Genomic DNA, 20,781 nt, shown 5'->3' with positions numbered 1-20,781 from the left:
GCATTAACCTGTTTTATGTACGGTCAAGCAAAGCTATGCCGATCTTCCGGCCAGTCACCAAGTCCTGCTGTCCCGCTCAAATCGGGCTTCGGAGCAACGTCCAGCAACCTGCCAATATTACGAATCAGGCCGCGCATACGCCGTTACCGGAGTCTCATTCCGGGCTTTCCGCTTGGCCCGGGTATGTTCTCCGGGGGCCTCACGGGCTGGACTTCAAGCATGTTCGTACAGCGTCTGACTGGTCGCTCAGCGTCGCACGGAGCTCGAATACGCTCCCTGCAGCACCGTTCAACGGCTTTCCGGGGGCAGCTCAGCACCCGTGAAGCTAGCTAGTGGCTCACCCGCTGTATTGAGTATCACTAGAGTCCGATCGTAAATCTGCAATCGCCGGGTCGCCGCCAGTACTTCCATAAGCGACGTATCAGCCAGCATCACCTCATCTCGGCAGGCTTTTTTGGTTCCTCCCAGTATACCGGCCGAGAAAATGCCGTCGTTCATCTCGTACGTGCCGCTAAAGCGGTTACAGGCGCCTTGCACGTATAGTCTCAGATCTTCAGTAAAGATAAGGCGGATATCCTGATTGCCGCCGAGCCCATTTTGCGTGGCGTCAAGCAGTCGCCATTCTTTAGCGGCCAGGTCAGCGCTGGAAGGCGCCGCCAGCGTGGCCGCTTTTTGTTCGCCGACCGAGCGCAGGTTCACCAGTGCGAAGCCAGCAAGAAAGAGAAGAAAGAAAGCGAATCCGGTAATGCCTTTCATGGGACTGGTCCTTGCGCGTGGTACGGTTCGATTGCGACGACCAGTTTAGCGCACGCGCGCGCCCTTTGATTGGTGAGCGTCCGGGTCTGATATACCATGCGGCGACACGGTATTCCCCCTTGCCGGCCTATTCGGAGAGCCCTCATGCAATTTCGTACACGAACAATGGTGCCGGGATACGCACGGCTGGCTTTGCTGTTTTTGTTTGCTGCGAATCTTGGTTTCGCAGCGGACCTGCAGCGACACACTGTGCTGGCAGACGGTCATCCGCTGGCGGTTTGGGAAAAGAGCGCAGTAGGGGCGTCGCACGCAATTCTGCTGGTGCATGGCAGGACCTGGAGCGCGCTACCCGATTTCGATTTGCAGGTCGACGGGGAAGAACTTTCGCTTATGGATGGCCTGGTCACGGGCGGCTATGCCGTTTACGCCATTGATCTGCGTGGCTACGGTGAATCCCCGCGCGATGATTCGGGGTGGTTAACACCGAATCGGGCTGCGGATGACGTTGCGCGGGTTATCGACTGGATTGCCGACCGACACCGCAATGGCGGCAAGCCGCACCTGTTCGGCTGGTCGATGGGTTCGACGGTAACGCAGCTTATGGCGCAGCGTCATCCGGGCAAGATTGCATCGTTGACCCTGTTCGGTTACTGGCACGATCTCGACACGAGGCTGCCGGCCGACGAAGACGGCATTGTGCCGGCCCGGCAGACAAACACGGCGGCAGCGGCGGCCAGTGATTTCATTACGCCGGGTTCAATCAGTCAGCGTGCTATTGACGCCTACGTTGCCGCCGCACTGGCCGCCGATCCGGTACGAACGGACGTGCGGCGAATGGACCAGTACAACGCACTTGACCCTGCTCTAGTCAGCGTACCGACGTTGGTAATTCAGGGTGAGTACGATCCGATTGCGCCGACTGATCGCCAGGCAAAATTGTTCCAGCGGCTGGCAACGGGGCACAAGCAGTGGGTGGTTGTGCCGGGCGGCGATCATGCGGCTTTTCTGGAGGCGCCGCGCGCGTATTTCCTGTGTGAACTGCTGGCGTTCATGGACGGCGCTACACCCTAGGTCGCAGCCACTCAGACTGCTCGCGGTAACGCGGGGTTTTACCGGTCAGGTGCTGCAACTTCTGCCTGATTTGAATCAGGCTCTTGCAACCAGCATTGCCAGTATCAGCTGACCGGGCAACGCCACGCTGGTGAAAAGACAGAAAAGTTGGTTTCTGATCGCGAGCTTTGTGTGGCGTTCGCCAGCGAGGTTCTTCCGGGTTCCGTTCGAAATGTCGACCTGCTTGTCACGTGTATGCCGGCACTAATAACATGCAGGCATTGTATTTGGTCTTCAGGTGCATCCATTGACGGCACTTTTGCTCTCTTTAGAGGGCCGTCGCCTGCCGATGTGTGAGCCATTGAGCGCAACGCGGCAGGCGATATCGGAGTACCATCGCTGGCGCTATGGCCGGAAAGTGCAGGATGGATGGAACCTCTGCGCATTGGCTGGTCTATTGGCTCCATGATTACCGAGCGGTGACGGCAGCAGGTAGTCAATAATCAGAATCCGGGGGCTACGCGTACAGAGTGCTACGGCACCCCGGTCCGGGTCGGTACCTACACGCCAGCGTTGTCATTGTCACGCTGCCTGGAAGCAGATAACTGGAATAAGTATGCCACGCAAACTACAACGCGCGATTCTGATCCTGGCCATCCTTGGCTCGGCCGGTCTCCTCTCATTCTTGCTGGTCACCTCAAAAGCACCTCCCGAGAAAAAGACGGAGGTCGCACTGGCAACGCTCGTTGATGTACTCGAGCTGCAAGGTATCGATGAGCAGTTCAGTATTCGTACTCAGGGCACTGTCAAGCCGCGGACTGAAACGGTCCTGAGCGCGGAAGTGGCTGGAAGCATTGTCAGCATTTCGCCGAAGTTTGTTGCCGGTGGCTTGTTTGCCCGTGACGAAGAGTTGATGCGTATTGATCCTACGCGTTACGAAGTCGCCGTGCAGCAGGCGGAAGCACTACTTGCACAGCGACAAATTGAGTTTGACGGTGCGGAGAAGCTGCGTAGTCAAGGGTATCGGGCCGAGGCGGAGTTAGCGTCAGCCGCTACGGCGTTGGCCGCCGCACGCGCCGGTTTGGTTACTGCTCGACGAGATCTGGAAAAGACCCGTATTCGTGTCCCGTACGCGGGCATGGTTCGAGCAAAAGAAACGGACATTGGCTATTTCGTCAATCCAGGTAGCCGGCTCGGTGTTGTGTTTGCGACTGACTATGCCGAGGTTCGATTACCGCTAACGGATGCCGACCTCGCATTTGTTGATTTACCTTCCGAATCAGGAGGGACTGCCGGCCCGATAGTGCGCTTGACCGCTGTGCAACGCGGAGTTGCGGAGAGTTGGCAGGCACGAATCGTACGTACAGAAGGCGTAGTGGACGAGCAAACCAGAGTTACCTATGTCGTCGCTCGCGTGGACGACCCTTACCAGCGGAAAGCGAATCCAACCTCGGTCAGTGCATTGCCCATGGGGACATTCGTTGCTGCAAGCATCGAGGGCCGTACTCTGCAAAACGTTGTGCGCGTACCAAGGTCCGCGTTGCGCGGTGGTGACCAGCTATTGTTTGTGGACGACGACGAGCGCCTGCGTATACGCACAGTCGACGTACTGCGAGCCGACGCAACGTCCGCGTGGTTGCGTAACGCTGAACTGGACGGCAAGCGTATCAACCTGACGCCGATTGAATCACCTGTCAATGGGATGCAGGTGCGGGTCAGCGGCCGCAACGGCGCCGACGTCGCCGCCAATTCGGAGGACTGAAAGTCATGAAGCCCAGCATGACCACGTCAAAAACCGGCGCGATTGCCTGGTTTGCCTCCAATCATGTTGCCGCGAACCTGTTGATGCTGATGATCGTCGTCTTCGGGGTTGCCTCCGCATTTACGATACGCAAACAGACTACGCCGGACTTCGAGCTGAACAATGTGCAGATTCGCGTGCCGTACCTTGGCGCTGCCCCGCAGGAGGTCGAGGAAGGCGTCGTCATCAAGATTGAGGAGGCGATTCAGGACGTCGAGGGCATCGTCAAAATCAATTCGAATGCGTACGAAAGTATGGGCATTGTGACGGCCGAAATAGAATCGGGCGCTGACCTAAATGAAGTACTGAGTGAAATCAAAGTACGGGTCGATGCAATCTCGACGTTTCCGGCTCTGACAGAAAAGCCCGTAGTTGCGAAACAAGAAGTACCGATTCACGTCGTGTTCCTGTCGGTATACGGCGATATGGATGAGTTCGCTCGCAAGACCCTGGCCCAACAGGTGCGTGAAGAGTTGATGGCATTGCCGTCGGTGAATCAGGTGCAGGTGCTTGGCGACCGGCCGTACGAAATCAGCGTCGAAGTGTCGGAGCAGACATTGCGCGAGTACGGACTGACGATGAGTGAAATATCGCAGGCGATCCAAAGCAGTTCTGTTGATTTGCCCGGCGGCTCGATCAAGAGTACGAGTGGCGACATCTTGCTGCGTACGGAAGGCCAGGCGTACACCGGCGATGAATTTGATCAGATAATTCTGCGCACCTTTGCTGACGGTACTCGTTTGACGTTGGGCGACATTGCCACCGTTCGTGACGCGTTCGCCGAGTCAATGGATTTCGGCCGTTTCGATGGTGAGCCAACTGCCGTGCTTCGGGTACTCGCAAGCGGAGGCCAGAACGAGCTGGAAACGGCCGCGGTGGTAGAGCAATACACCGCCGAAAAACGGGAGAGCCTGCCAGTCGGTGTGCAGATCGATACCTGGGTGGATCGCTCGCACTACCTCAAGGGTCGTCTCGACATGATGATGACCAACATGTTTCAGGGCGCACTACTTGTCTTCATTATCCTTGCTTTGTTTCTGCGGTTGAAAGTGGCGTTCTGGGTAATCGTGGGTATTCCCGTTACATTCTTTGGCGCCTTGTGGTTACTCCCTTACGGGCCCTGGCCCGTCACCGTCAACATGATCAGTCTGTTCGGTTTCATACTTGTGCTCGGTATCGTGGTCGATGACGCCATTATTATCGGCGAGAGCATTTACACGAAAGTTCGCGCGGACGGGCACACGCTGGACAACGTGATTGACGGCACGCGTCGAGTGGCTGTTGCGGCTACCTTTGGCGTTCTGACCACTATCGCAGCGTTTGCGCCGTTATTGTTTCTGGAAGGAATTTTCGCGCCATTTTTCGAAGCCATGTCGATGGTGGTTGTTCTGTGCCTGCTGTTCTCATTGGTTGAATCGAAACTGATTTTGCCGTCGCACCTCGCGCGTGCGTCAATCAAACCGATTGATGAGTCCGCTATTTTCCGGCCGTACAGCGAGATGCGTCCACTGGAGCGTGTGTCGCGGTTTTTTCAGCGCATTCAACGGCGGATTCAACATGGTTTGCAGTTCGTGATTCAACGATGGTACTTGCCGATGCTCGGCAGGGCGGTCGACAACCGCGGATTGACGATAAGTATTTTTGTCGCTGTGCTGATCGTGACGATAGGCCTGATGAATGGGGGAGTTGCCCGCGTCGTCATGTTTCCGGATGTGCCTGGCGACTTTATTCAGGCCGAACTGACGATGAACAGCGGCACCGCGCCTGAGCGGCGCAACGAAGTGTTGCTACAGATAGAACAAGCGCTGCTCGATATTAACGCGGAGTATGCCAGCGAGCATCCCGAGTCTATGGAACCAGTGCATCACGTGGGTGTATTCACGAACGGCGATACCAGTGGAGTGTTGTTTGTCGAATTACCGCTCGATGAGAATCGGCCGCTGGAAGGTCGGGCGGTCACCGATTTGTGGCGCGAAAGAGTCGGAGAAATTCCCGGTGTCAAAGAGCTGGATTTCTCATCGGGGGATAACATTGGCGGCGGCGCGGCGCTAAGTTTCAATCTGACCGGTAGCAACTACGAGTCACTGGAGCGCGCAGCATCAGAATTGGAAGAGCATCTGTCGGGGTTCGATGGAGTGTTCGACGTTCGTAATTCAGTGGACCACGGTGCGGAAGAAATCCGGCTTACGATCAAGCCGGAAGCTGAAGCGTTGGGCTTGACGATGTCGTCTCTGGGACGGCAGGTGCGGCAGGCATTTTACGGCGAAGAGGCGCAACGAATTCAGCGTGGCAAAGACGAAGTCAAAGTCATGGTGCGTTATCCGCGCGAGGACCGCCGATCAATAGCCGATTTGGAGAATATGCGCATTCGAACGCCGGCGGGAGACGAAATACCGTTTGGTGATGTTGCCGAGATTGAGTTCGCGCAGGGCTATTCCAGTATCAATCGGCAGAACCGCAAACGGGTTGTCGCAGTGTCCGCCGATATTGACCCGGACATCGTCGAGCCGGGTGTGATGATCCAACAAATTGCAGAGGATTACATACCAGGCCTTGTGTCCCGACATGCCGGGGTGAGCTTCGAACTGGATGGCGCCAGTCGTGAAGAAATGGAACTCGGCGAGAGTCTCGCTAAAGCGTCGGCCGCGGCTTTCTTTCTGATTTTCGCATTGATCGCGATACCGCTGCGTTCCTACAGCCAGCCGCTGATTATCATGTCGGTCATTCCCTTCGGTTTGGTCGGTGCAGTGATTGGCCACATACTGCTCGATACGGCGATCAGCATGTTTTCCCTGTTTGGTCTGGTTGCTCTTGCAGGGGTTGTGGTGAACGACAGCCTGATCATGATCGACTTCGTAAACTCCGCGCGGAAAGAAGGCCGGTCAGCGCGGGATGCGGTAATACAGTCAGGTGCACAGCGCTTCAGGGCAATTGTCCTGACCTCACTGACCACGGCGTTCGGTTTGTTACCGATTATTTTCGAGCGGAGTGTGCAGGCCCAGTTTGTCATTCCTATGGCTATATCGCTGAGTTTCGGCATCTTGTTTGCGACTGTCATCACCTTGTTTCTGGTTCCTGCGTTATACCTCGCGCAAATCGACTTTCGGCGGGGGACGCGGTTCCTTGTTGACCTGTTGCTGGGTCGTGAAAAGTCGACAGTTACGGAGCCAATGAATTCAGGATTGCCGCCGACACCGGCCACCAGGAGCTCCCACGATGGAAGTTAGTCCGTAGAACGCGTTCTGCAAAACCCTAAAGCGCTGTTGGCTGCGGACGGGGACTATGACGAATACTGTGGCTCCGCTCCTGGCCGCCGTGATGGTAGCCGGGCTAGAAGAACATTTGCAGCAACGCGCGGAACGCCGCAGGGTCGACAACTGCTACGAAGGCCAGCCCACTTAGTGCGCCACACAGATGAGCGTCGTGATTGATACGGCCACGCGCCTGCTTCCCCGCCCACCAGGACCACGCGACATAGAGCACTGCGAAAATGGCGGCGGGTATTGGGATGGGCAGAGGAAAGATGATGAGGGTGCGCGCCGGGTAGTAGACGATGTAGGCAAATAAAACGGCCGACACGGCGCCTGACGCGCCAAGTGACGCGTAATGCTGGTTGTTCTGATGCTTGAAATAACTGCAGGAATGGCTGACGACCAAGCCTACAAAATACAGCAGTAGAAAATAACCGGTACCCAGCGTCTGTTCCAGCTGAAACGCAAAGAAGAAAAAGGTCACCATATTGAACAGCAGGTGGCCAAGGTCAGCGTGGATGAAGCCACTGGTAATGATGGTTTCGTAACGTTTGGCCCGCAAAAACCAATAGGGGCGAAACAAGCCCTTCTCGATAATGGCTGGAACGCGGTAAAGCCCGAGCAGACTGATAGCAATAGTCAGTGCCAGGATTGCTGTTGCGGCGGGTTCGGTCATGTCGGGTCCTGTAATGTCGAGACTGTTAGCGTAAAGCAGCGATGAGCACGCTGGAAGAGCGGATTTCAGGCCCTCAGGGATTGTCGCCCCACACCGTGCCCCGTAGACTGCGCCGGCGCGATAGCGGGTATTAACCGGTATCGGCGTGAGTGCCGCTATGCGGCGGCGATCAAGTCTGCATCAAACCGACTCCAAGGTCGCTTGTTGCACGATCTGCTGCTGGATAGGTAACAACCATGTCCCATCGACCAGAACGCAGCGAGCAACATTGTGGATTATCCCGTCAGCTTCAGAAGTGATCACACCGACATCTTGCACGGAACTATTGTTGCGGATCCGTACCGCTGGCTTGAAGGCGATGTTCGTGATCACGCCGAGGTTGCGGCATGGGTTGGCAAGCAGAACGAGATCACCGAAGCGTTTCTACGGGACATAGGTGAGCGCGAGCGTATTGCCAACCGACTCCGCGCGCTGTGGGATTACGAACGATTTGGTTTGCCGGTGAAAAAGGGCGGTAGGTACTTTTTCGAATGCAATACGGGCCTGCTGAATCAAAACCTGATCTATGTGCAGGACGATCTGCACTCAGAACCGGAACTCGTTCTGGACCCGAATACGCTGTCAACGGACGGTACCGTTGCGGTCGCGTCCTGGTTCCCGAGTCCAGACGGGCGTTTTCTCGCGGTGCTACTGCAAGATGGCGGCACGGACTGGCGAGCTGCGCGGGTACTGGATATTCGCAGCGGCGAGTTCCTTGGCGACAGGTTGCAGTGGCTCAAGTTCACAGGCCTGGCCTGGCATCCGAATGGCCGTGGTTTCTACTACAGCCGCTACCCAGCGCCTGAGGATGGGGCGACGTTTCAGTCGCTGAATACAAATCAAGCCCTCTATTTTCATATACTCGGTGAGGCACAGGAAAGCGACCACTGTGTCTATTCGTGCCCGGAGCACCCGGACTGGGGCTACGCTGCGGAAGTTAGCGACGACAAACGGTTTCTGCTTATTACCGTCTGGAAAGGCACCGATAACCGGTTTCAACTCGCGTTGCTGGATTTGCGGAATGACTCTGCAGAACCGCAGATGCTGGTCGAAGGGTTCGAACACGATTTTTCTCTGGCCGGAAGTCGCGGCTCGGAATTGTTCTTCCGCACAACCTGTGATGCGCCGCGCGGCCGGTTGATAGCGATAGATACGGAACAGCCGAACCGGAGCGAGTGGCGGGAGATCATTGCCGAGACAGACAATGTACTGACTGCGGTTAGTTGTGTGGCAGATAATTTTATTCTGCAGTACATGCAGGATGCCCGGTCCCTCGTCAATATTCATGAACTGGACGGGAGCTTTGCCAGCAGTCTCCGTTTGCCTGGCATTGGCAGCGCGTTTGGCTTCGCGGGAGACGCGGAGGGCGCAGAGACTTTTTACAGCTATTCCAGTCTTGCGACCCCGGCGACCATATTTCACCTCGATGCAAGTAGCCGAACGTCGACCGTGTTCAAACGTCCCAGCGTTGATTTCAATAGTGATGACTATGTCGTAGAGCAGCGGTTTGTTAATTCGACAGACGGAACGCAGGTTCCGATGTTCATTGCTCACCACAAGAACACAGACCTTAACGGCGCGAATCCAACCGTGCTCTATGGCTATGGTGGGTTCAATATCGCTGTCACGCCGGAGTTTTCTGCTGCTCGTCTTGCCTGGATGGAGATGGGGGGTGTCTGGGCAGTTGCGAACATTCGCGGCGGCGGAGAGTACGGCGAGGACTGGCACAAGGCCGGCACCGGGTTGCAGAAACAGAATGTCTTCGCGGATTTTATCGCCGCGGCGGAAGAACTGGTTGAGTTGAAATACACTAAGCCTGACAAGCTTGCGATATTCGGTGGGAGCAATGGCGGTCTACTGGTTGGCGCCGTTTGCAATCAACGCCCGGAGTTGTTCGCCGCCGCAATGCCGGCGGTTGGGGTTATGGACATGTTGCGCTTTCATCGCTTCACGGCGGGTCGCTTCTGGGTCGATGACTACGGCTCACCGGACGACCCGGATCTGTTTCCGGCGTTGCTTGCGTATTCGCCGTACCACAACATTAAGCCTGGCACTGACTACCCGGCGGTGTTGATTTCAACCGCCGATACGGATGACCGCGTGGTGCCCGCACACAGCTTCAAGTATGCCGCCGCGCTGCAAGCAGCGCAGTCGGGTGACCGACCGGTACTGATTCGAATCGAGACCCGGGCCGGTCACGGTGCGGGAACCCCTACTGACAAGGTCATCGCAGAATACGCGGATCGCTGGGGGTTTCTGCTGCGCGTCCTTGGCATGCAGTTGCCGGACGGATTCGGAACATCGCCCGGCAATGACGCTCGTTCCCGGAAATAGGAGAGGCACCTTCCGCTGCGTGGCAAGCGCCAGTAGCTTGGATGACCGACGGTATAGCGACGGTCGGTTCAGAATACTCAGGTTCGCGGCGTTAGCGGACCTCGGTCCTTGGTGGTCTGATCAGTCCTGCTGAGCCGGTGATTGTATATAGCCAGTGGCCGGTGCAGCGCGTTTAATGCAATGCTGTTGCTGCTGGCGCAGCATGTCTGTCTGACACCCGACGAACTTTGAGCAAGCAATGAGTAGCAGTACCGGCGCAGTAACCGAGACTCCCGAAGCAAGCGCACGTAATGGTGTGATCGCGGCGTTGGCCGCATTCAGTATGTGGGGCTTCCTGCCGATTTATTTTAAAGTGACGCAGCACGTGCCCGCGCTTGAGATACTGGCGCACCGCATAGTCTGGGCTGTTCCGTTCGGCGCTTTGATCATCGTATTGCGTCGACAATGGCCAGAAGTCAGACGAGCAATACGGCACCGCCGTACGTTGTTACTCTTGATGGCTGCGTCAATGTTCATTGCCGTCAACTGGCTGGTATATATCTGGGCGGTTCAGCAATCGCAGATATTTCAGGCGAGTCTTGGCTACTACATCAACCCGTTGATATACGTGGTCATCGGCGTATTCCTGTTTGGCGAAACGTTGCGCCGGGTGCAGATTCTGGCGGTCGTATTGGCTACGATTGGTGTTGCTGTCCTGACCGTCAGTGGTGGGCAGTTCCCGTTAATCTCGATAGTGCTGGCGACATCGTTTACGTTTTACGGCGTCATTCGCAAGAAAACGGATGTTGGCGCAATGCCAGGCTTGTTCATCGAAACGTCCATTTTATTGCCCCTGGCACTTGGCTACGCGATTTATCTCGCCAACGCGGGTACGGCGGTCTTTGCTAATATCGGCACGAGTCAATCGATGTTGTTAGTACTCGCTGGGCCGTTGACCGTGTTGCCGTTGCTTTGTTTCGCACTGGCTGCCCGACGCCTCACGTTGTCGACTGTTGGCTTTATGCAGTTCCTGGCACCGACCCTGCAGTTTCTCGTTGGCGTTGCTTATGGCGAAACCTTGAGTACGGCACACCTCATTTGCTTTGCGTTTATCTGGTCTGCCGTTCTGTTGTTCAGTCTGGACGCATGGCGCAGCAGTCGCGTGCGCGTACCCATAACCCAACCGGGCTAGCCGATCCGTCCCTCAGTTCTATCGTAGCAAAGCAATGTGCGGTGTTTCGGGATTGGTTTCAACTGCGCAAAATGACGTACGCCAGGTATAGCCCGTACAGCGCTACGAACAGGATGCCGTGAGGGCGTTGAATAGTTCGCTGCCGGCCAGTCACCAGGGCGACAATAAGCATCACGCTGGCACCGGTAACCAATAGCAAGTCGGCGTTGTTTACGACTTCGAACGGCAGTTCGACGATCGCCGAGGTAAAGCCCAAAATCCAAAGCAGATTGAAAATGTTAGAGCCAACCACGTTGCCGACGGCAATGTCGGTTTCACCACGGCGAGCAGCAACTGCCGATGCGACCAGTTCGGGCGTAGACGTGCCGACAGCGACGACGGTCAGACCGATCAGGGCGTCATCCACCTCCAGCAACGTGGCAATGCCGAGAGCACCATCAACGACCCACTGCCCCCCCAGGTAAAGGCCGGCGACGCCGAACAAGATATAGACGGTGGAGCGGGTCACAGTGAGGTCGGGGCGAACCTCGGTTGCGAAACTGTCGGGCGTGCGGCTCATCTTGTAGACGTAGAGCAGGAATAGCGCAAAAAACAACAGCAATATGGCACCGTCATAACGACTGATGGTTAATGCCGGGTTGTCGGTGAACAGTGCCGCGTTGGCCAGAAATCCGACGAGCAGAGCAGCGGTAAGCGAGAACGGTATTTCCGATACCACCGTAGAATCTTTGACCGGTAATGGGCGGATTATCGCGGCGACGCCAAGCACCAGTAATACGTTGGCGATGTTACTGCCGATAATATTGCCAATCGCCAGGTCCGGGTTATGGCGCAAGCCGGAGATAAGGGTGACCAGCAACTCCGGCATGGAAGTGCCAAACGAGACGATAGTGAGGCCTACGACCAACGGTGAGATGCCGTAGCGGGTTGCCAGGTCGGATGCTCCCTGCACCAGCCAGTCAGCACTTTTTACGAGCAGCAGCAGGCCGGCAAGCAAGGTGACAATGTCGAGCAAGACTTGGCTCCCTGAAAATGGAAAGGACTAGTGGATCATACTTGACGGCGTGGTTGCCGACAGTCGTTTTCTACGTATGGATCCCGGTGTTCGGTCCGGCTCACCGGCGCTTATTGCGCGGCACGGTCCTGATCGGTCGGGGAGTCGGGCGGCGCAGAAACAGTTGCACATGATTGGCCATACGTCGTCTTCGCCTGGTCCGTGGAATAGGCCTGGACATGACAGTCGTTAGAGTGGCGAGAACGACTGATGACGACGATTCGTTCCAGGTTAGTGACCGATCATTCAGCGCTGCTGCTTGCCATTCGGTTGCGGCCGAATTTCTCGCCGAAAAAATCGCCTGGTAGCCATGTGGGTTCCGCGTCGTCGTTGGCTACGGCGAGGCCAATACGCACATTGGCCCGTGCGAAACGTAGCGCCGATGGCCAGTCGAATGGTCGGCTCATATCGTCGCTGGGTTGGTGGTAGTGCGTGGCGAGGTGGTCGCGGAAGGCTTTTTCGCCATCGATATCCGTATCCGTCGAGCTGAATCCAGGGATCAGATAGACCGCCGGCACACCCTGGCGGACGAAGGAATATTGATCGCTGCGAATGAAAATGACTTCTTCAGGGATAGGGTCTGGCGTCAACGTGAAATTCTCGGCAGCGATGGCCGAGTCGATGGTAGCGCCGAGCGTCGTGTGTTCTGCGCCGAACGCAATGATGTCTGCAACAGGATACAAAAATAACGGCATATCCAGATTCACGTTCGCGGTCAGGGCTGAATGCGGCACCGTCGGGTAGTGAGCAAAGTAGTCGGAGCCCAGTAGTCCGCGTTCCTCGCCGGTCAGAGCGATGAACATGATGGAGCGCTTTGGTGGCTGCTCCAGTGCCGCGAATGCCCGTGCGGCCTCGATCATCAAGGACACGCCCATCGCGTTGTCGTAGGCGCCATTGTAAATCTCGTCGCCATCTACGGCCGCACCGGTGCCAACGTGATCGAGATGCGCACTGTACACAACGTACTGGCTTTTCAGCTCCGGATCGCTACCGGGCAGTATGCCGATCACGTTCGGGCTGGTCGTGTGCTCATGATTGGTTTTGCGGGACAGCGAAACTTCAACACCCAGCGCGGTAGAACGTGGCTGGCCGTTCTCTGCCGCATCCAGCGCTTGTTCAAAACTGATCGGTGTGGTGTCGAAGAGGGCGGTTGCGGCTTCTACACTGAGCGTGGCAGCGCCCAGCAGCTCGGGATTAAAGCCCGCTGCTTCACCCGACAAATTGACCCACGCCATGCCTGGCCGTCGGCCGGCGTTCATGGTCAGGCGTTTCCACGGGTACTGTTTCTGGCGTAAACGAGACTGCAGGCTAATCGAGCCTATCGCGCCACGTTTGACCATCTCTTGCGATTTGGTACGGCCTGATGAGTAAAAAGCTCGCTCGTTGTGGTCGAAGGTATCGGGTGCGCCGCTGAAGATGGCAACGATTTTGCCGTTGACATCGATGCCTTCGTAGTCGGAATAGCCGATTTCCGGCGCGTGTATGCCATAGCCTACGTACACGACCTCTCCGCGTACAAAGGTCTCATCCCGTACCTGATCACCGCCCATGATGAAGTCTTCTTTCCACTTAAGCCCGGCGTCGCCACTGTCCTGGTGCAGTGTGACGGTAGCCTTGTCGACGTCGATACGATTGGCGAGCAGCGGTACTTCCTGAAACCAGGTATTGTCCTCGCCACCCGGAGTAAGTCCGAGTGCCTCGAATTCGTTCGCAACGTAATTTGCGGCCGCGACGTAATTCGATGTACCGGTCATTCGTCCCTGCATTTCATCCGAGGCGAGGTACTCGACGTGCGCCTGCAGTGCATTCGTCGTAATGGTGTCCAAGGCGGTGTCCGGGCTGACAGGCGCTTCGGTTTGTTCGTTATCAGGCGCGCAGCCACAAATAAGGGCAAGAACAAGCAGCGGAGAGAATTGCCTGAGCACGCTCATAGTAGAACCTTCCAAGTGAAAGTAGTTGCAAATGCTAGCATTTTTCCCTCGTCGCGTAAGTAACCGAAAGGAACTAACTCCGGGAGTCCAGCGGGTGATAACGTGCGTATTGCGGCCTTTGCCGCGACAGGTTGAGGAGCTGGGTCATTGAAGTCAGGAATCATCGCAGCGGTCGCCTTATTTGGTGCTCTGTTGTTCGCGGCCGGTTTCAGCATGGGAGCGTCGATTGGCGACCTGCTGGATCCCGCTAAAGTAGCGCCGCACATCTACCAGGTGAAACTCGACAACCGTCAGGTTCGGGTACTGGACACTACCGTGCGGAACGGGGAGCTGCCGCCCCTCCATCAGCACCCGGACAGACTCACCGTTTTCCTGAATTCCTGCGCGTGGCTGGAAACGACTGGCCGCGGTGAACGCCGAATGCAATCGTTCACGACCGGCGATGTGGTCTGGGAGCCCGGTATGATGCATGGGGGCGAGCCGGCGAACGTCGTCCACGATTGTCACCTGCTTGAAATTGAATTGAAAAAACAACGCGAGGGAGTGGAATGAAGAAAGCCTTCACATTGCAATACTCACTGGAAACACTGTGCGTGCTATTGGCACTTCTAAGTGGCATAGCGGTGCTGCACCAGTTCATTATCGGTAAGCACTTCATCATCCCCACTGTGATACTTATCGTGCCGATCATTACCGGCAACATTGCGCGCTTCGGCTACCGTGATTATCGCTGGGCGAAACACCTTGCGTTCTGGATCGGTGTGTTAATGACGGCTCACTGGTTCTTTGCCTTGTTTTACGCGCAATCTTTGCGCGCAATGTTGGGTGGTGCTTTCGAGCCCGTGGCGGGCGCAATCACGTTGCTGCTGGCGTACCTTACTTTTCAATATTTTCGTCGAAACCAATTGTCGACCTGAACCGGAGCTCCATTAATGAGTATTTCTGTATATGACCAAACGGTCGGCGCCATGTCCCGTATGCTGCTCAACCTCGACGCAATCATCGATAAGGCGGAAGCGTATGCCGAGGATAACTCGATAGATCCGAATGCATTGCTGCAAGCACGGTTGTTTCCGAACATGCTGAATCTCATCTCGCAGATCAGAATCGCGACCGATATTGGCAAAGGGGCGGCAGCCCGCTTGTCGGGCAGTGATGTACCAGTCTGGGAAGACAAAGAAGCAACATTTGCGGATCTGCATGCACGTATACGCCAGTCACTCGATTACTTTGCCAGCTTCAAACCGGAGCAGTTCGACGGCGCGGAAGAACGCGCGATTACCTTGAAGGTCGGGGGGCAGACCCTGGAATTTACCGGCCAGTCCTACGTGCTTGGGTTTGTATTGCCGAACTTCTATTTTCACATTTCGACGGCGTACAACATCCTGCGCCACAATGGCCTCGCGATAGGCAAACGCGACTTTCTTGGAGCACGCTGAAACCGCGGAGTCTGTCGATGGTAGTCCTGCATCATCTGGAAAACTCCCGCTCACACCGCATCCTTTGGTTGCTTGAGGAGCTTGAGGTTCATTACGAATTGAAGACCTACCGGCGTGATCCGGAGACTTCGCTGGCTCCACCTGAGCTGCTTGCCGTGCATCCGCTGGGCAAAGCGCCGGTGATTACTCATGACGGTCGCACTATCGCGGAATCGGGCGCGATCATTGAATACCTCCTTGAGCAGTTTGATAGCGAGAGTGCCCTCTTGCCGGCAAAATCAACTGCGGCCTATCAACAGTACCGATACTGGATGCACTTTGCGGAAGGTAGCTTTATGCCACTAATGGTGATGTCGCTGATTTTCAACCGGCTGGAGAAAGCCAGGATGCCGTTTTTCGCGAAACCCATCGCGAAGAGTATTGCCGGGAAAGTCAGGCAGTCTTATTTGCAGCCCAACACGAAACGCGCGCTGGATTATATGGAGGCAACGTTGGCGGCAAGTGAATGGTTTGCGGGACCGGATTTTTCGGCAGCTGACATTCAAATGAGCTTTCCGGTTGAGGCCACAGCAAGCCGCGCCGGGCTTGGCGATCGGTATCCGGCTTTACAGGCGTTTCTTACTCGAATTCACGCGCGTCCGGCTTATCGTCGGGCCCTTGAACAGGGCGGCGAACTCGCGCTGATGAGTTAGTTATAGGTAGTTTGACAGGAGTTGTTATGAAGCTTGGACTCGCAATTGTGTTTTTCTTCGGCTTGATTTTTAACGTCGCAGTCTGCGCAGATTCAGAGATGCCACAAAAGGCAGTTCTGGTGACTGGTGCGAGTTCAGGCATTGGTTTAAATATCACCAGGCGTCTTGTCGCGGACGGTTACTTTGTCTATGCGGGCGCGCGCAAGGATCAGGACCTTGCCGACCTGAATGAGATAGATAACGTTCAGGCTGTGAAACTGGACGTTACTTATCCCGAACACATTGATGCGGCGGTCGCGAGAATTACTGACGCAGGTCGCGGCTTGTACGGCGTGGTCAATAACGCCGGTGTTGCGGTGATGGGTCCCTTGATCGAGACGGACATTGAGGAGCTGGAGTGGCTGTTCGACGTCAATGTGTACGGCCCGTACCGGGTAACCAAAGCCTTCGCGCCGTTGTTGCTCGAGTCCGGCGGACGGGTGGTCAATATCACTTCGATTTCCGGAATTCTCAGTGGCGCGTTCCTTGGCCACTACAGCATGAGCAAGCATGCACTCGAGGCATACACCGATGCGTTGGCCAATGAAATGCTACCTTTGGGTGTGCATGTCAGCGCCGTAGAGCCGGGCAATTACAACTCGAATATCGGTGCAACTGTGCGCCGTCGACTGGAAGACGGCAGTTTCGATATTGAGGGATCTTTGTTCAAGGATCGCTTGCAGTTTCTGAGCGGCGCAGTGGCTGATCGTTCCCGGTATCAGGAACCGCATGCGGTGTCGGCCGCGGTTGTGCACGCGCTGTTCGATCCGCGGCCGCAACGCCGCTATATGGTGACGCCATCTCAGGGTGAAGCCGAGATGACCATTCAAAAGGCCATCGAAGAGACTGTACAGCTCAATCAGAACAACGCTTACAGTTTTGACCGTGATCAGTTGGTGCAGATGCTGGATGCGGCTCTGCAACGAGCCCGCCTCCAACAGGAGTGATAGCGGACCGGATGTCCAAGGCCAAAAAAAACGCCCGCGTATAGCGGGCGTTCTCTTTTGCGTTGTCGCTAAGTCTATTTCTTGGCTTTGCGTTCTTTCGTTTCTTTGACGACGGCTTCCGCCACGTTCGCCGGGCACGCAGAGTAGTGGTCGAATTCCATAGAGAACTGACCGCGACCCGAGGTCATGGTGCGCAGGTGGCCAATGTAGCCGAACATTTCGGCCAGCGGTGCCTGCGCCTTGACGCGAACGCCGGTTGGGCCGGTGTCCTGAGACTTGATCATGCCGCGACGGCGATTGAGGTCACCAATGACATCGCCGACATGTTCGTCAGGCGTGAAAACGTCAATTTTCATGATCGGCTCAAGCAACTGCGGACCGGCTTTCGGTATCGACTGGCGGTAGGCTGCACGTGTTGCCAGTTCGAACGCCATGGCTGAGGAGTCAACTGCGTGGTAGGAACCGTCGAGCAGGATGAAACGGACGTCCAGCATCGGGAAGCCGGCAAGGGTACCCTCGGACAGGCAAGCACCGAACGCTTTCTCGATCGCACTCCAGTATTCCGCGGGGAACGTTACCGCCCGTTACTTTCGATTCAAACTCGTAACCAGCGTTGGTTTCCGCCGGTTCGATGCGGTAATCAATCTTACCGAACTGACCGGAGCCACCTGTCTGCTTCTTATGGGTGTAGGAATCGTCAACCGCCTTGGTGATGGTCTCGCGATAAGCCACCTGCGGTTTGCCCACTTCCACTTCCACATGATGCGTGCGACGAAGGATATCGACCTTAATGTCCAGATGCAGCTCGCCCATGCCCATCATGATGGTTTCGCCGGAGTCTTCGTCGGTCATGATGCGGAACGACGGATCTTCCTGAACCATCTTGTTCAGTGCGACACCCATTTTCTCGTTGCCTGCTTTGTCTTTCGGCGCAATGGCAATTGAGATCACGGGATCCGGGAACACCATCGGCTCCAGCGTTGCCGGTTTGTTCGGGTCGGCAAGTGTGTGGCCGGTCTGGGTATTCTTCATGCCGAGCAGGGCGATGATGTCACCCGCCTGTGCGGTCTCGAGCTCGGTGCGCGAGTTCGCGTGCATCTCGACAATACGGCCAATGCGTTCGGTCTTGCCCGTGAACGTGTTGAGTACGGTGTCGCCTTTCTTGATTTGGCCCGAGTAGATACGGGTGAAGGTCAGGGCACCATACCGGTCGTCCATGATTTTGAACGCGAGGGCACGCAGTGGCTTGTTGACGTCCACAATGGCATAGCCGCCCGTTTCGTTGCCTTCCAGGTCAATTTCCGGCTGAGGATCAACTTCGGTCGGGTTCGGCAGGTAGTCAACAACTGCATTAAGTACGTTCTGTACACCTTTGTTTTTAAAGGAAGAACCGCAGTAAGTCGGGAAGAAGTCGAGACCAATCGTGCCCTTGCGGATGCAACGCTTGAGGTCTGCAATGGAGGGCTCTTCACCTTCCAGGTATTTCTCCAGCAACGCGTCGTCCTGCTCGAGGGCAGTTTCGATCAATTTTTCACGCCACTCGTCAACCTGCGCCTGCATGTCAGCGGGCACATCCTGTTCGGTGTACGCGGTGGGGTCGCCGAGACTCATCCCAGACCCAGGCTTTGCGGGTCAGAAGGTCAACGACACCCTTGAAGTTTTCTTCGATACCGATTGGCAAAACCATAACCAGCGGACTTGCAGCCAGTACGTCTTTAACCTGCTGCACGACGCGCATGAAATCCGCGCCGATGCGATCCAGCTTGTTGACGTAAATGATGCGCGCAACGCCGGCGTCATTTGCGTACCGCCAGTTGGTCTCCGACTGAGGTTCCACACCGCCGGATCCGCAGAACACGCCGATGCCGCCGTCCAGGACTTTCAATGAACGATAGACCTCAATGGTGAAATCCACGTGTCCAGGCGTATCGATGACGTTCAGACGATGGCCGTTCCACTCACAGCTCGTGGCAGCGGACTGGATCGTGATACCACGTTCCTGTTCCTGCTCCATGAAGTCAGTGGTGGCAGCGCCGTCATGCACCTCACCGGTCTTGTGAATCTTGCCGGTCAGCTTAAGGATGCGTTCAGTCGTGGTTGTCTTGCCGGCGTCGACGTGGGCGAAGATGCCGATGTTGCGGTAGATGTTGAGATCTCTCATGTCAGTACTTTTTTAGTCGTCAAATTGTAAGGACCACTCGCAGCAACGGCCCGGCCCGGCAGAGTGCATTCACACTGCCTGGCGCTTGTCGGGAGGCCAGTTTGTCGCCATGGGCGGCTTGCATGTTCGGCGCCGAAGAGGGGCTGGTTCGCCAGCCCGCGCAACTGTTGCGGGGCCAAATCGGCCGTCGGGCGCGGATAATATCAGCCACATGCCACTATAACCACCGGAAAATATGTGGGCTGCCCGCGCATTCCGGCTCGGAGCGCTCAGCGACGCAGGATAGCCAGCCAGCGAGCCATGTTCAGCAGGCTCATCAGGGATGCCGCCACGTAAGTGAGCGCCGCGGCCGTCAGCAGCCGGTGGGCGTGCGGATGGTCGGCGGGCTTGAGAATCGATTCCCGCTTCAGCAATGGCAGGGCCCGGCCGAAACTGGCGTCAAACTCTGTCGGCAAGGTGACCAGATGCACCAGGATGCTGGTCGCGAGCGTCAGGAGCCCTCCCAGAAACATCAGCATACCAAGGGCCGGCGCGCGGGTCAGGGCACGAGAAATGGCGATACCATCAGGACGAGCGCGCCGACCCGTTCGACCGGGCGCATCATTCGCACCAGCCGGCCGCGCCAGCGCAGGGGGCGATAGCCCTCGGCGTCCTGAATGGCGTGACCGACCTCGTGGGCGGCGACGGTGATGGCGGTCAATGAGTGACCGTCGTACTTGTCATCGGTGAGCCGCACCGCTTTTGCGGATGAGGTCGTAGTGATCGCCGTTCTGGGTGCGCTCAACAGTCACGGTGTTCAGACCGGACAGATCGAGCAGGTGCCGCGCGAGCTCGGCGCCACTGCCGCCATAACGATTGGCCGGTGTTCAGTAACGCGTTAGCACGCGTTGACCCAAATGCCGGGTCCGAAAACCAGCAGGAGCACGAGCAGGGCGAGTAGGAGGTAGATCATGGCGGGCGATTGTAGCCCACGTTCACAGCGGGCGGCGGTTCCGGATTATTCACTCCAGCCTGTCGGTACGGTGGCCGGTTACCGGATCGCGGCACTCGCTGGCCAGTCACTGCGTTAATTCGTCAGGGTGTTGCGAGCGGCGAATAGCTGTAGGCACCGTCTTGTCTGACTGTGGACTATGTCAAACCGATGTCGCAATTTGCAGAATTTCGGTCAAAAAGTGACGAAAATTTGCAGTGATCGGCGGCTGTTTTGTAGCTAGCCGGGGCAGCGGCTTTCGACCAGAGCCTTGTTATGCAGTGCAATCCCGGGCACTGCCGGTCTGGCACAACGTTTGCAACCCAAATTGATATTGCCGGACCGAGATAAATCCAGAACAAGGGGATCCGAAACAATGTCTGCACAATTGATTCAAGACTGGACCGAAAGCCAGGTACTGCTGAAATTCGGCGCGCACAAAGATGTGAAGTACAAGGTTTCACCCGTGC

Annotated in this window: 14 protein-coding genes and 2 pseudogenes; 10 read left to right on the top strand and 6 right to left on the bottom strand. The window is 56.4% G+C overall.

Annotated elements, in window-relative coordinates; all coding sequences use genetic code 11:
• Positions 1–288 precede the first annotated feature (288 nt).
• Positions 289–756, bottom strand: coding sequence for an META domain-containing protein (locus tag AC0L8N_RS00380; RefSeq protein WP_473665626.1), 468 nt, complete (start codon positions 754–756; stop codon positions 289–291).
• Between the two features lie 144 nt (positions 757–900).
• Here AC0L8N_RS00380 and AC0L8N_RS00375 point away from each other — a divergent pair, with 144 nt between their 5' ends.
• The 3 genes from AC0L8N_RS00375 (at position 901) to AC0L8N_RS00365 (ending at position 6,834) form a co-directional block, all read left to right on the top strand.
• Positions 901–1,827 (top strand): alpha/beta hydrolase, encoded by a 927-nt coding sequence (locus AC0L8N_RS00375; RefSeq protein WP_473665625.1) that lies wholly within the window; start codon positions 901–903, stop codon positions 1,825–1,827.
• 595 nt (positions 1,828–2,422) lie between these two features.
• Entirely contained in the window at positions 2,423–3,568 is a 1,146-nt protein-coding gene (locus AC0L8N_RS00370) for an efflux RND transporter periplasmic adaptor subunit (protein ID WP_473665624.1), read from the top strand.
• A 5-nt stretch (positions 3,569–3,573) separates the two neighbouring features.
• Positions 3,574–6,834 (top strand): efflux RND transporter permease subunit, encoded by a 3,261-nt coding sequence (locus tag AC0L8N_RS00365; RefSeq protein ID WP_473665623.1) that lies wholly within the window; start codon positions 3,574–3,576, stop codon positions 6,832–6,834.
• A 103-nt stretch (positions 6,835–6,937) separates the two neighbouring features.
• Here AC0L8N_RS00365 and AC0L8N_RS00360 read toward each other — a convergent pair whose 3' ends face one another.
• The gene (locus AC0L8N_RS00360; RefSeq protein WP_473665621.1) at positions 6,938–7,534 is read right to left on the bottom strand and encodes a rhomboid family intramembrane serine protease; all 597 of its coding nucleotides are present in this window, start codon (positions 7,532–7,534) and stop codon (positions 6,938–6,940) included.
• 270 nt (positions 7,535–7,804) lie between these two features.
• Between AC0L8N_RS00360 and AC0L8N_RS00355 the strand changes: the two genes are divergently transcribed.
• A complete protein-coding gene (locus tag AC0L8N_RS00355) occupies positions 7,805–9,907 on the top strand; it encodes a prolyl oligopeptidase family serine peptidase (protein WP_473665620.1) in 2,103 nt (700 codons plus the stop codon).
• Between the two features lie 238 nt (positions 9,908–10,145).
• On the top strand, positions 10,146–11,078 hold the full coding sequence (rarD, locus tag AC0L8N_RS00350; protein WP_473665619.1) for an EamA family transporter RarD: 933 nt from the start codon (positions 10,146–10,148) through the stop codon (positions 11,076–11,078).
• 58 nt (positions 11,079–11,136) lie between these two features.
• On the opposite strand, the gene AC0L8N_RS00345 is transcribed toward rarD, so the two are convergent.
• Both AC0L8N_RS00345 and AC0L8N_RS00340 read right to left on the bottom strand, forming a co-directional pair.
• A complete protein-coding gene (locus AC0L8N_RS00345; RefSeq protein ID WP_473665618.1) occupies positions 11,137–12,093 on the bottom strand; it encodes a calcium/sodium antiporter in 957 nt (318 codons plus the stop codon).
• Between the two features lie 281 nt (positions 12,094–12,374).
• Complete coding sequence (locus AC0L8N_RS00340; RefSeq protein WP_473665617.1) at positions 12,375–13,958, bottom strand: M28 family metallopeptidase; 1,584 nt, start codon at positions 13,956–13,958, stop codon at positions 12,375–12,377.
• 252 nt (positions 13,959–14,210) lie between these two features.
• Between AC0L8N_RS00340 and AC0L8N_RS00335 the strand changes: the two genes are divergently transcribed.
• The 5 genes from AC0L8N_RS00335 to AC0L8N_RS00315 are packed head-to-tail and all read left to right on the top strand — an operon-like array spanning position 14,211 to position 17,180.
• Positions 14,211–14,615, top strand: coding sequence for a hypothetical protein (locus tag AC0L8N_RS00335; RefSeq protein WP_473665616.1), 405 nt, complete (start codon positions 14,211–14,213; stop codon positions 14,613–14,615).
• Positions 14,612–14,980, top strand: a complete 369-nt coding sequence (locus tag AC0L8N_RS00330; protein WP_473665615.1) for a hypothetical protein — start codon at positions 14,612–14,614, stop codon at positions 14,978–14,980. Before AC0L8N_RS00335 ends, AC0L8N_RS00330 begins: the two co-directional genes overlap by 4 nt.
• Positions 14,981–14,995: 15 nt before the next feature.
• Positions 14,996–15,502 carry a DUF1993 domain-containing protein gene (locus tag AC0L8N_RS00325; protein WP_473665614.1) on the top strand — a complete coding sequence of 169 codons (507 nt, stop codon included), beginning with the start codon at positions 14,996–14,998 and terminating at the stop codon, positions 15,500–15,502.
• A 17-nt stretch (positions 15,503–15,519) separates the two neighbouring features.
• Complete coding sequence (locus AC0L8N_RS00320) at positions 15,520–16,194, top strand: glutathione S-transferase (protein ID WP_473665613.1); 675 nt, start codon at positions 15,520–15,522, stop codon at positions 16,192–16,194.
• A 26-nt stretch (positions 16,195–16,220) separates the two neighbouring features.
• Positions 16,221–17,180 (top strand): SDR family oxidoreductase, encoded by a 960-nt coding sequence (locus AC0L8N_RS00315; protein ID WP_473665612.1) that lies wholly within the window; start codon positions 16,221–16,223, stop codon positions 17,178–17,180.
• A gap of 74 nt (positions 17,181–17,254) precedes the next feature.
• Here AC0L8N_RS00315 and fusA read toward each other — a convergent pair.
• Positions 17,255–19,341 (bottom strand): annotated as a pseudogene (fusA, locus tag AC0L8N_RS00310) (elongation factor G).
• A gap of 269 nt (positions 19,342–19,610) precedes the next feature.
• Positions 19,611–20,293: pseudogene (locus tag AC0L8N_RS00305) on the bottom strand (zinc metallopeptidase).
• Between the last annotated feature and the right edge of the window lie 488 nt (positions 20,294–20,781).

The organism is Woeseia sp. D3-10, assembly GCF_055809415.1.
The sequence above is the reverse complement of the archived record's forward strand: the minus strand, read 5'-3'. Positions and strand labels throughout refer to the sequence as shown.